13 protein-coding genes are annotated in these 15,783 nt (G+C 38.5%); 10 read left to right on the top strand and 3 right to left on the bottom strand.

Features of this window, described 5'->3' with window-relative positions; all coding sequences use genetic code 11:
- Positions 1-18: 18 nt before the first annotated feature.
- The 4 genes from AC1M9I_RS04930 (at position 19) to rpmE (ending at position 4,120) form a co-directional block, all read left to right on the top strand.
- Positions 19-2,196 carry an AmpG family muropeptide MFS transporter gene (locus AC1M9I_RS04930; protein WP_481610750.1) on the top strand — a complete coding sequence of 726 codons (2,178 nt, stop codon included), beginning with the start codon at positions 19-21 and terminating at the stop codon, positions 2,194-2,196.
- 9 nt (positions 2,197-2,205) lie between these two features.
- The gene (gloA, locus tag AC1M9I_RS04925) at positions 2,206-2,607 is read left to right on the top strand and encodes a lactoylglutathione lyase (protein WP_481588447.1); all 402 of its coding nucleotides are present in this window, start codon (positions 2,206-2,208) and stop codon (positions 2,605-2,607) included.
- Between the two features lie 100 nt (positions 2,608-2,707).
- Complete coding sequence (locus AC1M9I_RS04920) at positions 2,708-3,679, top strand: bile acid:sodium symporter family protein (RefSeq protein WP_481592914.1); 972 nt, start codon at positions 2,708-2,710, stop codon at positions 3,677-3,679.
- A 216-nt stretch (positions 3,680-3,895) separates the two neighbouring features.
- On the top strand, positions 3,896-4,120 hold the full coding sequence (gene rpmE / locus AC1M9I_RS04915; RefSeq protein ID WP_004971624.1) for a 50S ribosomal protein L31: 225 nt from the start codon (positions 3,896-3,898) through the stop codon (positions 4,118-4,120).
- A gap of 57 nt (positions 4,121-4,177) precedes the next feature.
- Here the strand turns inward: rpmE and AC1M9I_RS04910 are convergent, their stop codons facing one another.
- From AC1M9I_RS04910 to epmB, 3 genes are read right to left on the bottom strand one after another with little or no spacing between them, the layout of a single operon-like run.
- Positions 4,178-6,388, bottom strand: a complete 2,211-nt coding sequence (locus tag AC1M9I_RS04910; RefSeq protein ID WP_481610749.1) for an EAL domain-containing protein — start codon at positions 6,386-6,388, stop codon at positions 4,178-4,180.
- Complete coding sequence (locus AC1M9I_RS04905; protein ID WP_481610748.1) at positions 6,385-8,142, bottom strand: GTPase; 1,758 nt, start codon at positions 8,140-8,142, stop codon at positions 6,385-6,387. The genes AC1M9I_RS04910 and AC1M9I_RS04905 overlap by 4 nt, the downstream gene beginning before the upstream one ends.
- A gap of 12 nt (positions 8,143-8,154) precedes the next feature.
- Positions 8,155-9,171, bottom strand: coding sequence for an EF-P beta-lysylation protein EpmB (gene epmB / locus AC1M9I_RS04900; RefSeq protein WP_481610747.1), 1,017 nt, complete (start codon positions 9,169-9,171; stop codon positions 8,155-8,157).
- Between the two features lie 347 nt (positions 9,172-9,518).
- On the opposite strand from epmB, the gene efp reads away from it, so the two are divergent.
- The 6 genes from efp to AC1M9I_RS04870 all read left to right on the top strand — a co-directional run bounded on the left by efp (position 9,519) and on the right by AC1M9I_RS04870 (position 15,767).
- Positions 9,519-10,088, top strand: a complete 570-nt coding sequence (efp, locus tag AC1M9I_RS04895; protein ID WP_035265851.1) for an elongation factor P — start codon at positions 9,519-9,521, stop codon at positions 10,086-10,088.
- 170 nt (positions 10,089-10,258) lie between these two features.
- Positions 10,259-12,352, top strand: a complete 2,094-nt coding sequence (locus AC1M9I_RS04890; protein WP_481610746.1) for a carbon starvation CstA family protein — start codon at positions 10,259-10,261, stop codon at positions 12,350-12,352.
- Positions 12,349-12,651, top strand: coding sequence for a YbdD/YjiX family protein (locus AC1M9I_RS04885; protein ID WP_481588442.1), 303 nt, complete (start codon positions 12,349-12,351; stop codon positions 12,649-12,651). Before AC1M9I_RS04890 ends, AC1M9I_RS04885 begins: the two co-directional genes overlap by 4 nt.
- A 125-nt stretch (positions 12,652-12,776) precedes the next feature.
- Positions 12,777-13,793: a 2-dehydropantoate 2-reductase gene (locus AC1M9I_RS04880; RefSeq protein WP_481592919.1), complete on the top strand. Its 1,017-nt coding sequence runs from the start codon at positions 12,777-12,779 to the stop codon at positions 13,791-13,793.
- 98 nt (positions 13,794-13,891) lie between these two features.
- Positions 13,892-14,851, top strand: a complete 960-nt coding sequence (locus AC1M9I_RS04875) for an AAA family ATPase (RefSeq protein WP_481610778.1) — start codon at positions 13,892-13,894, stop codon at positions 14,849-14,851.
- A gap of 10 nt (positions 14,852-14,861) precedes the next feature.
- Positions 14,862-15,767 (top strand): DUF58 domain-containing protein, encoded by a 906-nt coding sequence (locus AC1M9I_RS04870; RefSeq protein ID WP_481592920.1) that lies wholly within the window; start codon positions 14,862-14,864, stop codon positions 15,765-15,767.
- Positions 15,768-15,783 lie beyond the last annotated feature (16 nt).

Below are 15,783 nucleotides of genomic sequence, written 5' to 3'. Positions count from 1 at the left end.
ACTGAAAATAACAACGCAATGACATCACAATCTTCGTCACCAGAATCAGCTGGATGGACTTCGGCATTTAAAGCCTTTCTTGATCGACGCGCGATCATTATGCTTTTTTTGGGTTTCTCATCAGGTATCCCAATTTTTCTGATTTTTTCAACTCTATCTTTCTGGTTGAGTGAAGCCGGTATTCAGCGTAGTACCATTACCATGTTTTCATGGGCAGCCTTAGCTTATGCCTTCAAGTTCATTTGGGCACCTTTGATTGACCGATTACCATTACCTTATTTAACAAGGAAATTGGGTAAACGACGAGGGTGGTTGTTGGTTTCACAGATTTTGGTCGCAATTGCTATTTGTTCAATGGCATTTACTGATCCGAGTATTCATGGAGGAAGTGTAGGGCCATTTTCAAGTTTAACGTTCATGGCGATATCCGCAATCTTTCTAGGATTCTCATCAGCGACACAAGATATTATCGTGGATGCTTATCGTATTGAGTTGACACAAGATACGAGTGTTCAGACGGTTATGGCTTCGACCTATAACGCAGGTTATCGAATTGCGACCATCGTAACTCAGCTCGGTGCATTACTCTTCGCTGCATCACTTGGTACAGCCATGGGTAACTATATTTATGAGGCGTGGCAGTCTACCTATTTACTCATGGCTGGATTGATGATGATCGGGATTGTGACGACCTTAGTGATTCATGAACCGGTAGTAAATCAAGAACCTCATCAATATCAAGCAAAGGATTATTTTCAGTTATTTATCGTCTTTGTGATTTCAACAGTAGTCTTCGTTTGTGGGTTTCTCCAATTTGGTGCTTGGATTTCACAGTTAAATATTGATGGTAATTTTTTGTCATTTATTGGACAAGTTTTACGTTTCTTCGCGAGTGTGGCGTTGGCTGTGTTGGTCGTATTTGGATTAACCCGAGCAAAACTCATTGATGAAAAAATAGTCGTCGAGACATGGCTATCACCGATTTTAGATTTCTTCAAACGTTATGGTTTGAAAGTTGCTTTAGCTATTTTATTACTCATTGGTTTTTATCGAATTTCAGATATTGTCGCTGGGGTGGTCGCCAATCTTTTTTATCTTGATTTGAATTTTGATAAAGAAGAAATCGCTTGGTTTAACAAGTTTTTCGCCATTTTTTTTGTAATTTTAGGTGGCTTCCTTGGAGGCTTATTAGCTCAGCGTTATAACATTATGAAAATGATGTTGGTGGGCGCTATTGTTGCCAGCACGACCAATCTCATCTTTGTGGGGCTCGTGAAATCTGGACCAGCGATGAATCAAGTCTTGGTAAAAATGGGAGGTCAACAGCATCAAGTGACTCCCGATGAAGTTGGGAACTGGTCTTTAAAGCTCCCTGCATCTAATTTTGCTGAACATAATATTATTCAAGTGTTATCCACCCCTAATGGTTATGATAAAGCCCTGAATGTTGAAATCCCGCTTCAACGCTACTTGAGTCAAGATGATTCTCAGATTTTCATCCAAGCCATTGGAGGGGACGATATTCTCTACCAAGATGAGTTAAGCAAGGATGTCATTATTCGCGGTCAACTCTCGAACTTAAAAGCTGACAGCACACTACAAACACTGAATATTCGTATTTCAAATCAGCAAGTGATACCTGCGAAGTTGGATCAAAATAATTGGAGCGTGGTCGTCCCCGGAGACAGTCTAAAAGACCACACTAAATTTACGGTGCAAGCGGTCGTGCAGCATGCAGGTCAGGCGCATGAATTAACCCAAGATCATATTTATAAAACAGTTTCAGCGATCCAACCGAAGTCACGTATGACTTTATCTGATCTTCCAGCTGTTCAAGTTGATAGTGATCAAATAGTCGAACTCAAAGGTAAAGTGGTTGTCCCTTATAGCAAGGTGTGGCTGGTGATGGGCATTGTATTTGACAATCTCGCATCAGGACTTGCTGGTGCAGTATTTATTGCATTCCTATCGAGTTTGACTAGCGTTTCATTTACAGCAATGCAATATGCAATTTTTAGTTCATTGATGTTATTACTTCCAAAGATGATTGGTGGCTATTCAGGTACAATAGTGACAAACTTCGGTTATTCATCATTCTTCTTTATGACTTTTTTAATGGGTTTACCTATTTTGTTACTTGTTATTTGGGTGGCGAAATTGTTAAATCAGTTGAAAAGTACATCTTTCAATCAATAGGTAAATTTTATGCGAATGTTACATACCATGTTACGTGTAGGCAATTTAGAGCGTTCATTGGCGTTCTATACTGAAGTACTCGGTATGACTTTGCTTCGTAAACGCGATTATGAAGAAGGTCGATTCACTTTAGCCTTTGTGGGTTATGGTGATGAAGAAAACAATACTGTTCTTGAGCTAACGCATAACTGGGATACAGACAGCTATGAGCTGGGTAATGCGTATGGTCATATTGCGATCGCAGTGGATGATGCGTATAAAGCGTGTGAAGAAATCAAAGCACGTGGTGGTAACGTTGTCCGTGAAGCTGGACCAATGAAAGGCGGCGTAACCGTAATCGCTTTTGTGGAAGATCCAGATGGTTACAAGATTGAACTTATTCAACAAGACAGTAACGCGAGAAATAATTAAATTTCACTCGCTGATTTGTGAGTAAAATTTTAAAGATAAGCCCAATCAATGTGTATTGGGCTTATTTTCAATTCAGATAGAATAAAAAGAGGGATATGGGGTGCTAAAGCTCTTAGCGTTAGATCGTTTCACGATATTGCTGTTTGTTATGGTGATTTTAGCGTCAGTGATGCCAATTTCAGGTGTTGCTGCTCACTATTTTTCTTATTTCACCACGATTGCAATTGCAATCCTATTTTTTTTACATGGTGCAAAGTTATCACGTGAAGCGGTGATTCAAGGCATTAAACATTGGCAATTACACAGTTTGGTCTTTGCACTGACGTTTGCAGTTTTCCCAATTCTAGGATTAATGGCTGAACCTGTATTGCTACCGCTACTTGGACAAGAACTGTATTGGGGCTTCTTGTTTATGTGCTTCTTACCCTCAACAGTTCAGTCTTCTATTGCATTTACTTCTGTAGCAGGTGGTAATGTCGCAAGTGCTGTGTGTAGTGCTTCATTCTCTAATATTATTGGTATGTTTATCACACCTATATTAGTGACCTTATTTATTTTAGGCCAGTCTGATCATGGGTTTGATCCAACCAGTGCGATCGTCAAAATTATTCTGCTGTTATTGGTTCCATTTATTTTGGGACAATTATTGCGTCCTATCGTCTTTCCACTGATTCAAAAAGCCCCGAGTATTGTCAAAACTTTTGATCAAGGCTCAATTCTTTTGGTGGTGTATGGCGCATTCAGTAGTGCAGTCGTAGCAGGTCTATGGAATGAAGTCAGTGGGGTGACCTTAATGTGGTTAATTATTGCATGCTCTGTGCTTCTGACTTTGATTATGCTTTTAGCCTATCACGCCCCAAAGTGGTTTGGATTTAATCGTGCCGATCAAATCGCTGTATTTTTTTGTGGTTCTAAGAAAACACTCGCAAGTGGAGTGCCTATGGCGCAAATTCTTTTCATTGGACAACCTATGGGGATGATCATATTGCCAATTATGATTTTCCATCAGATCCAATTAATGGTGTGCGGAATTATTGCGAATCATTGGTCCAAGCAAATTGAAAAGTCTTAAAGGAAAAATTCGCTATCTAAAATAAAGTGGAGTATAATGTCGTCCACTTGTTGTGCTTAGCTCTGACGGAAGCCGTCTCGGTGGGCCAAAAGAATGGTCTGTTATGGTGTTGATCTGCTGTATTTCAGCCTTTCCTCTGCATCTGTTGTAATGGATGAAGAGAGTGATCAATTGCGATGACAGCTAAAGCCTTCTTAACTCTATGGAGAATCGACCATGCGCGCCGATATTCACCCAAAATACGAAAAATTAGTTGCTACTTGCTCTTGCGGTAACGTAATCGAAACTCGTTCAGCTGTTGGTAAAGAAACACTTTACCTAGACGTATGCTCAGCTTGCCACCCATTCTATACTGGTAAGCAAAAGAACGTTGACACTGGCGGTCGTATCGACAAGTTCAAACAACGTTTTGCTGGTATGTCACGTTCTATCAAACGTTAATACCCAAAATAAAAAAAACAGGCGTTCAGCCTGTTTTTTTATGTCCAAAATTTGGAATTAACTTTGATCTTGAACATTCATGAGCTGATCCAATTTACGCTGGTAATAATCACCTTGTAAAAATCTCACGTCGACATTCCACGCGTTGGCAAAGCTATTCATATCATTGAGATTTTTGAGTAATAAATTGACTGATCGATGACTATTGAAGTATTCAATCGCCTGTTTAAAACGTTCAATACCTTCTTCAGTATTTAAATTATCTGTGAATTCTTCATGCAGCGTGAAATTCTGAATATTGGCAACTTTGAGAATGAGATCGCTACATTTACTTAATCCAAACTCACAAACGGCAATATCTGCGCCTTGCGCTCTCAATACCTCAATCGCAGGCAGAATTTCATTTAAATGTTGAGCAATGTATTTTTCTTTAAACTGTAAAATCAGTGGTTGAGGTGCTTTTGCTCCTACAATCATGAGCAGTTTTGAAATTAATTCTGCCAGTTGATGATGCTTTAAAAGAACATGGTGTCGTAAATTAATAATCAGTTTAGCTTCAGGATATTGTGTTAAAAAATTGTGCAGTTGCTTTGCTGCCTCAACCAAAATCCATCGGTCAATTTTAATAGACAACTCAGGGTCATCCACCAATTCTTCAATATCGTCCAATTGAATCCATTGATTTTCAAAAATAAACCCGCTGCTTACTTCATAGGTATTAAGACTAGTGTCTTCTTTATCATAGATTTGTTGGAACTTTAGCGTAATTTGATCACGTTCAAGAACTTTACGAAGATGTACTAGGATATCGCCGTGAACTTCGTCTGACTGTACAAATTCTTCAATTGCTTGAAATACAAATTCTGTTGAATGATCAGGTTCTACTTCAGAAGAAGGTGTATTCAACTGAATAGCGGTCGGCTCATCTGCTTGAGTAACTTCAAAATGAATCTCTTCAATTTCTTCAAGCGTTGTCTCTAAAGCAGCATCATTGCTCAATAAATTGGGTAGGGCAGTGTTATAAGCATTTGCAATGAGCTGTTCAAAATTATCTACATTTAAATCTGACAGTTTGAAGAGGCTATAACCAATTTTGACATGCTGTTGATAGGTTTGATCTCCCAGATTGACGAGTCTAGGTTTTTCAAGCGCATGTAGCGCAGAGAGTCTTGATTTTAGAACTTCAATCGTTTCAGCTTGAATGATAGTGGCATACAGGGCTGTTTCAATTTTAAATACAGCGCCATTGGTCTGTTCGAGAATAAAGTCTGAAAGTTTGCCGAAATAGCCTTTAAAAGTATCCCAATCAGAACTCAAGATATAGTCTGGACAACTGGCTAGGCTGAAGATGACCAAAGCATTTTCTTGAGCAGGGTGTTCTTCAAGATGTTGTAAAATTTTTGCCAATGTTGTGTGTGGTGCAATTCTACTGTCTTGGTGAGGTGCAGTCTCAAGTTGAGGACTAAATGGTTGATCATCCTGTTGAAAATGCGTTGAAATCGTAATTTCAATGATTTGATTTTGATCTGTAGGATTACATTCAATTTGGACTGGATTTTGAAGTGTTAACTGTGGATTAAGAGAAATCAGTTCAAAAGGACCGTACTCAAATTTACCGAAAGCTAATTTTTTAAATCGTGCTTTAAAAGATTGAATATCCTCAGGTTGTATTAAATCAATGAGCGGGGATCCAATAACGTCATCACACGTGTTGAAGCCAAATAAATGCGTAAACTCATGGTTGCATTCAACGATAATTCCTTCTTCTATGATTGCAACTGCTTTTTTATGCTCTTCGATCCAATTTTGTTTAATTTGAACATTGTGTTTCAGTTCATCCGTTAATTGCATCTGATTTTTTTGTAAGCGACTAAAAGCCAATGCTCGAATAATTTTAAGTAAACATTGTTCAGGTTGATCAATATTTAAAACATCATAGATGCCCATCGAAATGAGTTTTACTTCAGACATTTCTAGAGCTTCTGGAGCTAGATAAAGTGTTGGGGTAAAAGCTTTATCAGAATCTGCAAGCAGTCGAAGAAAATGAGTTAAGGTCAGTTCATAGGCACGACCAAACAGAATTAAATCCCAATCTAAATGAAGTTGCTTTTCAAGACTCACTTGATCATCGAGTAGCACTGCTTCTACCTTGTACTCGCGTTTTTCGAGTAAAGAGATAATATGGTTATAACGAATCTGATTATCATCGACAATGAGTAAGCGCATTCCAGATTGCTTTAATTGTGTTGATAGAAGTAGGTTTTTCACTTCAATGCTTCCCATACGTCTTGAAAACGATTTGATTCAAGGTTTTGATGTTGTAAAAATTCATCAATCAGAAATTGCTGCTCATCATTAAATAATTCAAATTCAAATTGAACAAAACTTTGTGTGATGAGCATGGTCTTTATCAATTCTACTTTGATATCTTGATCAGTTAAGCGTAAATAAATAGATTGTTGTTCTTTGAAAAACTGTAAATTTGGCAAAATAAGAGAATGCTGTGGAGCATCAATCTTCAAGGTATGTACAAATAAACATGGATGATAATTAAAAGAACTTCGATCTGTATAAACTTTAGCGGCGCAAGGGTGGATGTCGGGTCCAATCACTTCAAGCCCAAGTTCATAGCTTTTTTTAACAGATTGTTTGATCCAACGAATTACACCACCTTTCCATTTGCTGTTCACCCCCTCATTGATTAGGATAAATTCACCTGTTCTTAAATTTGGTGGTGCTTCTTCTTCTAACCAACGTACGCGATAGCCATTTAAACTGATATCTAAAACTTGAGCCGCATGGATTTGACGTGCCTGTTTATCTAGAACTTTGTTTGATTTGTCTGTATAGGCATCTGGGTAGTCATTTAAATATGTAAACGCAAACTCGTCTTCTGATTTTGATTTAGGCGGTGTTAGTCGCAAGGTTTCGCTAAAAGTTTTGGTTTTAGAGAGATAATAATGTGCTGTAAGTAAACTGAAGCAGAGTTGTAACTGAGCGGAATGTTCATAACGCTCATGTCTACGTTCAATGGTCGAGCCTAAAACATTTTGAACATGAAATTTAAGAGGTGCAGTTAAATAAGCTTTCTCTTTCTTAGATAAATATTCATTGTCCTTTTGAATGGTTAAGTTGACATGCTCAAGCAACGATTGGGTTGCCACAAAAATGTTTGGTTTAAAACTTTCATGGTGTTTACGGTTGTAAACTGGCGGATGATCTTTAGTGGTATCAATGACGTAACGAGATAAAGTGGTTTCACGTGGTAAAACTTGCACTAGTTGCGCCCAATCCACTGTGCATTGATAGAGCGCGTAGATCTCAGAAGGACGAATTTGGTGAGTATTAAATATTTCTAATAATAAGACTTGGGCATAGCACTGTTGAATATTTTTTAAAGCGTGATGAGTGCCTTGTAATAAATTAATGTTAACCGTGTGTTCTTGGTTTTTTAATGCTAAATCATACAGATAATGGGTCATTAACCATTGCTTAGACAAGGCAGAACGATAAAGCATCTGTTGTTGTACTAACAATAAACCCAATTGTTGAAGAGCGTAATAACTGGAAAGGAGTCGTGCAGTTTTCACATTACGCTTTTGAGCAAACTTCAAAATAGAAAACTTTTGTTGTTTTAGCTGCATTTCACTGCGCTGTGCAATATCTATATAGATATCAGCAAATAATGTTCTTAGACGGGTGGTTAACTCTATAATATCTTTGTTACGGTCAGATAGAAAAAGACCTTGATTTAAAAAGTTTTTTTCAAGTCTCTCTAAAATATTTTCGATCAAAGGGTGTAGTGCTTGAATAAGATCAAAGCGCAATGTTTCCGAACATTTGAGTTCAGCGATTTCATAGAGGGCTTTCAACACCGCTTCAGAGGTGTCACCTAATTGCATAATTGAAAGTTGAGATGCCCAAAAACCCAAGTCCTGAACATTTGCATTTGCAAAACTCAGTTGATCTCGAGTCAAGGCAGTAGGATAGTGAAAAATTTCTGAAATCTGAGCCTGAAGCATGTAAATGAGTCTCTAAAAAGTGGCAACTCCATAAAGCGGTGTTTTATTCTGTTCTCCCGCAATTTCTCTAACCAGCTTTGGAACCAAGTATCCAGGCAACCTTGCCAAAACCTCTTTATAGATTGAATCAATAGATTCACTTGGTAAATCAAAATGCTGAGCACCTTTTACTTTATCCAACACATGTAAATAATAAGGCATCACACGCGCATCAAATAATCGATGACTTAGATCAACCAAAATATCAGGATGATCATTAATACCTTTTAATAACACAGCTTGATTCAACACCAAAATATTTTGTTGTGAAATTTGCATTAATTTCGAAGCGGTAAAGTTATCAATTTCAGCAGCATGGTTTGAGTGTACCACCAGAATAATACGTAGCCTACTGTTTTTTAAGAGAGAAATAAGTTCATCATCAAGCCGATTTGGAAGAACGATTGGAACTCGAGAGTGAATACGCAAAATTTTAAGATGTGGAATTGAACTTAATCTGTCGATCCAAATGGCAAGTTTACGATTTGAAAGTGTTAGGGGATCACCTCCGCTTAAGATCACTTCATTGATTTCTGGATGAGCGAGTAAGTAGTCTTGTATTTTTTCCCAGTCGTCATTTTTAGGTAAATTTTCTTGATATGGAAAATGACGTCTAAAACAATAACGACAATGAACAGCACAGGCACCCGTTAAAGTCAGTAAAAAACGTGACTGATACTTATGCAATACACCTGGGATTAAATTGGCAGCCTCCTCATCAAGGGGGTCTGTTACAAAATCAGGATGTTCATTTAGCTCCAGATGATGAGGGAGTACTTGAAGTAACAGTGGATCATCAGGATTAGATTTTTGCATCTTCGCGACGAAGGCGCGAGGGACTCTTAATTTAAATTGGGCTGATGCCAAAATTGCACCATGTATTAAATCTTCAGGTTGCAATTCCAAGAGTTCAATGAGCTCATGTGGGTCAGTGATTAAATCGCTGAGTTGATTTTGCCAATGTTGCTCTTGATACAAATAGTGGGTCATACAGTTTAAATTTAGAGGGAGATGAAAGGCTTCATTTTAAATCAAATCCCATTGAAAAACTCAGTTGTGTCCTGATTAAGCCTTCTTTATTGAATGTCGGGATGAAAATACTCAAGCCTAAAGATGATCAAATTAAGTCTACAACAGTAGTTCTGCATGGAACTTAGACAGCTTAAACATTGTATTTCGGAATTTATCATTGCGGCAGAGTAGGTTGGTCATTTAGAATACGCAACATAAATGCATGTGCATGTGGCATATCATGCACCTGTCAGACTTGCTAAATGACAGTGTAGCAGCCCATCGCATTAATAGATTAAAGTTAGTAAGTTTGGAGTGAGCCTCTCATGGCCTATTATTCTACGAACGATTTCAAGTCTGGCCTTAAGGTAATGCTTGATGGTAACCCATGCTCAATCATGGAAAACGAATACGTTAAACCAGGTAAAGGCCAAGCGTTCAACCGTGTTAAATTACGTAACCTTAAATCAGGTAAAGTATTAGAAAAAACATTCAAATCTGGTGATTCTTTAGAAGCTGCAGATATCGTAGAAGTAGAAATGGACTACTTATACAACGACGGCGAACTATGGAATTTCATGGATCCTGTAACTTTCGAGCAAATTGCGGCTGATAAAGTTGCAATGGGTGATGCTGCGAAATGGTTGAAAGACGATTCAAACGAAAAATGCACAATCATGTTATGGAATGGTGTTCCTTTAACAGTGAATGCACCTAACTTCGTGGTATTAAAAATTGTTGAAACTGATCCAGGTGTACGTGGTGATACTTCTGGCGGTGGTGGTAAACCAGCGAAACTTGAAACAGGTGCTGTAGTACGTGTTCCATTATTCGTTCAACAAGAAGAAAGCGTTCGTGTTGACACACGTACTGGTGAATACTTAGAACGTGCATAATGGTGTAAATTTATACTATTATCGAAAGGGATGATGACAATCATCCCTTTTTTAATGCCAAGGTCTAAGGTAAAGAAGAATTATTGAGGAGTATAGTCGCAAGGGAAAACAGCAGTAACACGAATAATAAAATTGAGCTGATTGCAAATACGAAATAATGAGGGTTTGATATGGATCAAATACAACCGAAGTCATCCATGGCTTCGAAATTGATTTGGATTATTGTGGCCATAATTGGCGCAGTGTCCTTTGGAATATTAGCGGTTAGTCGTGGAGAACATGTCAACGCAGTTTGGCTCGTACTCGCTGCAGTCTGTGTTTACAGTATTGCATATCGTTTTTATAGTTTATTTATTGCTAATAAAGTATTCGAGTTAAATGCTCGGCGTTTAACACCTGCGCACCGTCTAGCGGATGGTCTAGATTATGTGCCTACAAATAAAAGTGTTCTGTTTGGTCATCACTTTGCTGCGATTGCAGGTGCTGGTCCGTTAGTTGGGCCTATTCTTGCTGCGCAAATGGGTTATTTACCAGGAACGATTTGGCTGTTAGTCGGTGTTGTACTGGCAGGTGCAGTCCAAGATTTTCTAGTTTTATTTATTTCTACACGCCGTGACGGACGTTCACTGGGTGAAATGGCAAAACAAGAACTGGGTTCATTTGCAGGAATTATTGTGATGCTTGGCGCATTAGGGGTAATGATCATTATCCTAGCTGTGCTTGCACTCGTGGTGGTTAAAGCATTAACCAATAGTCCATGGGGTGTGTTTAGTATTGCTGCCACCATTCCAATTGCATTATTTATGGGCGTATATATGCGATATATCCGTCCAGGAAAGATTGCCGAAGTTTCAATCATTGGCTTTGTACTGATGATGCTAGGTATCATCTACGGTGAAAATATTGCTCAACATCCTTATTGGGGGCAATTATTCACTTTATCTGGTACAGAGTTAACATGGGCATTGATTATCTACGGTTTCATCGCTTCTGTATTACCAGTATGGTTGTTATTGGCTCCACGTGATTATTTATCGACTTTCTTGAAAATTGGCGTGATTGCAGGTTTAGCATTGGGTATCGTATTTGCGATGCCTGAATTAAAAATGCCTGCAATTACCCACTTCGTAGATGGTACGGGACCTGTATTCTCTGGATCACTTTTCCCATTCTTATTTATTACCATTGCCTGTGGTGCAATTTCAGGTTTCCATGCATTGGTTTCATCAGGAACTACACCTAAGCTCGTAAATAATGAACGCGATATCCGGATGATCGGATACGGCGGTATGTTGATGGAATCATTTGTCGCAATCATGGCGATGATCTGTGCAACGATCTTGGATCCAGGCGTTTATTTTGCCATTAACTCTCCAGCTGCGGTGATAGGAACGACGGTTGAAAGTGCCGCAGAGGCGGTACGTAATTTAGGATTTGTGGTTACACCTGAAGCTTTAACACTACTTGCTCAAGAGGTTGGTGAAAGCACAATTCTTTCTCGTACTGGTGGTGCACCGACGTTTGCGATTGGTATGGCGCACATCATCACTGAAATTTTTAATAGTCGTGAAATGATGGCATTTTGGTATCACTTTGCGATCTTGTTTGAAGCGCTATTTATTCTAACTGCTGTTGATGCAGGAACACGTGCTTGCCGTTTTATGGTTCAAGATACTGTGGGTATTGTTGTCCCTGCGGTTAAAAACTCTAAGTCGTTTGTGGGCAACTTGATTGGTACTGCCGTTGCAGTGGCAGGCTGGGGTTTCTTTGTATATCAAGGTGTAGTTGATCCACTGGGCGGTATCAATAGTTTGTGGCCATTATTTGGTATTGGTAACCAAATTTTAGCTGCGATGGCGCTGATGCTGGGTACTGTCATTTTGTTCAAAATGAAGAAAGAAAAATATGTGTGGGTCACCATTGTTCCAACGATTTTCCTCTTCATTACAGCGATGACTGCTGGTTGGCAAAAAATCTTCCATGAAAATCCAAAAATTGGATTCTTGGCACAAGCAGATCGTTTCAATGCGGCTATTGAGCGAAACGAAATTTTAGCGCCTGCGAAATCCATTGCGGAAATGCAAACTGTTGCTTTATCTAATCAGATTAATGCTGCGTTATGTGCATTCTTTATGATTGTTGCTGTGGTGATGTTGTTTGCTGCCATTAAAGTGATTCGTCGTGCTTTAGCAAATCCGCAGCCAACGGCTCAGGAAGCTGAAGCAATTTATACTGATCAAGTCCCTGCAGGAGAGACCAAATGAGTTTGAAAGAACAAATTCGTCAAAAGCTGGCATTGGGTAAAATCATTAAATTCACGATTTTGGCTCAGCCGAAGAAGTTTTTAATGTTGAATGGAATCAAAACAGTTCAACTGATTTGGCAGCGGCTACAACAAAGTTTTCGTTTAATGGTGGGTGTCCCAGATTACCAAAACTATGTAGAGCATATGAAAAAGCATCACCCTGACCTAGAGCCAATGGATGAAAAAACTTTTCATCGTTATTGTGTCGATGCACGCTATCCAAGTGCAGCAGGCGGTATGAAAAAATGTCCATGTTAATTTTCTAATATTAAATAAAAAACGGCACTGAGGTGTCGTTTTTTATTTGTTTTAATTGTATAAAACCTGACAAATTTATTGTTCTGAAACTCGTATACTCTTGATCAATAACAAAGGATAAAAACATGAAAATTGGAATTTATGGTGCAGGATCGATTGGCTGTTATATCGGTGGAAGAATGGTCGCAGCAGGCCATCAGGTGACATTTTACTGTAGGGAAAGAAGCTATCAAAAATTAAGCCAAAATGGATTGGAGCTCAGTGATTTAAACGGCTACCATCATAAGCTCACTCCAGATCAATTAAGACTTACAACAAATCTAGCAGAAGTCTTAGACACGGACTTAGTCATGATTTGTGTAAAATCAGCAGCGACAGAGCAAGTGGCATCTGAAATACGAAGCTGTGACACTCTCAATAAACCGAGTCTCATCAGTTTTCAAAATGGGGTGAGTAATGTTCCACGGTTAAAAAAAATGCTGCCAGAATGGGAGATTATGGAAGGAATGGTTCCATTTAATGTCGCAGAACTCAAACCGTCTCATTTCCATCAAGGTTCTGATGGAACATTAATGATAAAAAAATTTGTAGAAAGTAATCAGCTAAAAATAGTGTTAGATGCGGCGAAACTGCAAGTTGAATTCCGTGATGATATGTTAGAGGTACAGTGGGCTAAAGTCTTATTCAACTTGAACAATTCGATTAACGCTTTATCTGGTCTAACTTTAAGAAATCAACTTACTAATCGAATGTATAGAAAGTGCCTTGCTCAGGCACAGTTAGAGACGCTTCGAATTTTAAAGCAGGCAAATATTCAACCCGCACAATTAACGCCTGTACCAGCGAACATCATTCCTCATATTCTTCAACTTCCTAACTGGTTGTTTAAGTTGATTAGTCGCAAAATGTTAGCCATTGATCCACTAGCTCGTTCATCTATGCAGGATGATCTGAATTTAGGGCGCACGACGGAGGTTGATTGGATTAATGGTGAAGTGGTCAGACTTGCCAATACACTCGGGGTGAATGCACCGATCAACAGCTATTTTATTGAACAGATCAAGCTGGCGGAAAACAATAATTCAAGCCTTCAAATTGGACCTGAAGAGATGCTCAAACAGTTGAAGCTTATTCAGCATTAAGTTTAAAACTCATTCTTTAATACACTGATTATTAGAAATATTTGAGAAAATAAAAAAAACCTGTATGGTAGAAATATACCGTTTTGGAAGTGTAAATGATGATTTGGGGAATGAAGCAGAGTGTTCAATCAAAAGATATTATACAGCCTGAGGTAGAATCTCAGATTCAATCATTTATTCCCAAAATTTCATTATTTCTAGAACAAATCAATCAAATTGTTTTGGATAAAAATACGCAAACTGAATTGGCTTTATGTAGTTTAATTGCAGGTGGTCATATTCTATTTGAAGACTTACCTGGATTGGGTAAGACCACATTGGCCAGTAGTTTGGCATCTTTATCAGGTTTATCATTTCAAAGAATCCAATTTACCAATGATATGCTCGCCAGTGATGTGATTGGCGTGAATGTTTTTAATCAAAAAGAGCATCAGTTTGAATTTAAGTACGGACCTATCTTTACCCAAGTGCTTTTGGCAGATGAAATTAATCGCTGTAGTCCAAAGACACAGAGTGCATTGCTAGAAGCGATGGAAGAGGGCTACGCCACGATTGATGGACAGCGATATGCTTTACCTCAGCCTTTTTGGGTGATAGCGACTCAGAATCCACTCTTTCAAAGCGGGACTTATGCACTACCAGAGTCTCAGTTAGACAGATTCCTCATGCGGTTATCTCTTGGTTATCCATCTCGCCATGCAGAAAAAATACTTCTTCAACAAGAATCACGTGCCAAATTAATCGCACAGTTGATCCATGTATTTAATGAGACTGAAATACTAAGATTGCAATCCTTGACTCATCAAGTCCATTTAAGTGATGCAATTCAAGACTATTTATTGGATTTGGCTGCGGTAACACGAAAAAGTGCGCATGGTTTATCGACGCGTGGATTATTGGCTTTAAAACGAGCATCACAAGCGAGAGCGATCGTGCATGCCAGAGCTTTTGTCATTCCTGATGATGTAAAAGCTGTATTTTCAGCAGTATGCGCTCATCGATTAAACTTGAGTGAGGATGAGACGGTCTCCCTAATGAATCAGGTTAAATTGATTTGAGGGTATGCAGGTGACCAGTATCTGGAAGCAATGGTTAAAAAAAAGATTTCGGTTTGAGCAGAGTAAAAAAATTGGTCAACGCGATATTTTGATTTTTATTTATCAGCAAGGTTTCTTATATCTTGTGTTGATTTTGATCACATTTATTGCGGGTATTAACTATGCCAATAATTTGATATTAGGTTTCTGCTTTTTAATTAGTGCGATCTTATGCATTAGTTTTTATATCACCTTTAAACAATTGCATGGTCTTGAGATAGACATCATTACTGATGAAGTCGGACAGGTAGGGCACTCGATTTTATTTAAAATCTACTTGAATCAACCTTATTCATATTCACGTTATTTATCGATCTCCATCGATTCTGAGACACAGCACATTCACATTGACCAAAAACAGTCTGAATGTGTTATTCAGATTCAGGTTGATCAACGAGGACAGTATAACTATCCCGATATACACATTGCTTCAGTGTATCCATTTGGTCTTGTTCGAGCTTGGACTTATATCTTTCATGGACGACATGCATGGATTGCGCCTCAAGCCAAAATAAATCCGAATACAAGCTTTTCAAATGCATTTGTATTGGATCAGGAAAAAGATGAGTTTAAAGAATTAAGAAGTTTTCAGGTCGGCGACTCATTACAAAGTGTATCTTGGAAGCAGGCTGCTCGTGGACAAGGTTTGTATATTAAAGTTTTTGAAGAGCATCAACAGGATCGATGTGTTGATATTCATTATCATCATATGCCGTCAATCGAGCATGAAGAAAAGCTCAAATATATGATGGGTGTGGTGGAGCAGTGTGAGCAATTACAAATCCCTTTTAAGCTGGTGTTACCTCATGCCGAACTGAATCAAGGGTTTGGAACTGAGCATATCAAGCAGGCTAAAATTCTGCTTGCTCAGGCATAAAGTGTGAAATAGAAAA

Source organism: Acinetobacter sp. ANC_7553, from assembly GCF_056779895.1.
The sequence above is the reverse complement of the archived record's forward strand: the minus strand, read 5'-3'. Positions and strand labels throughout refer to the sequence as shown.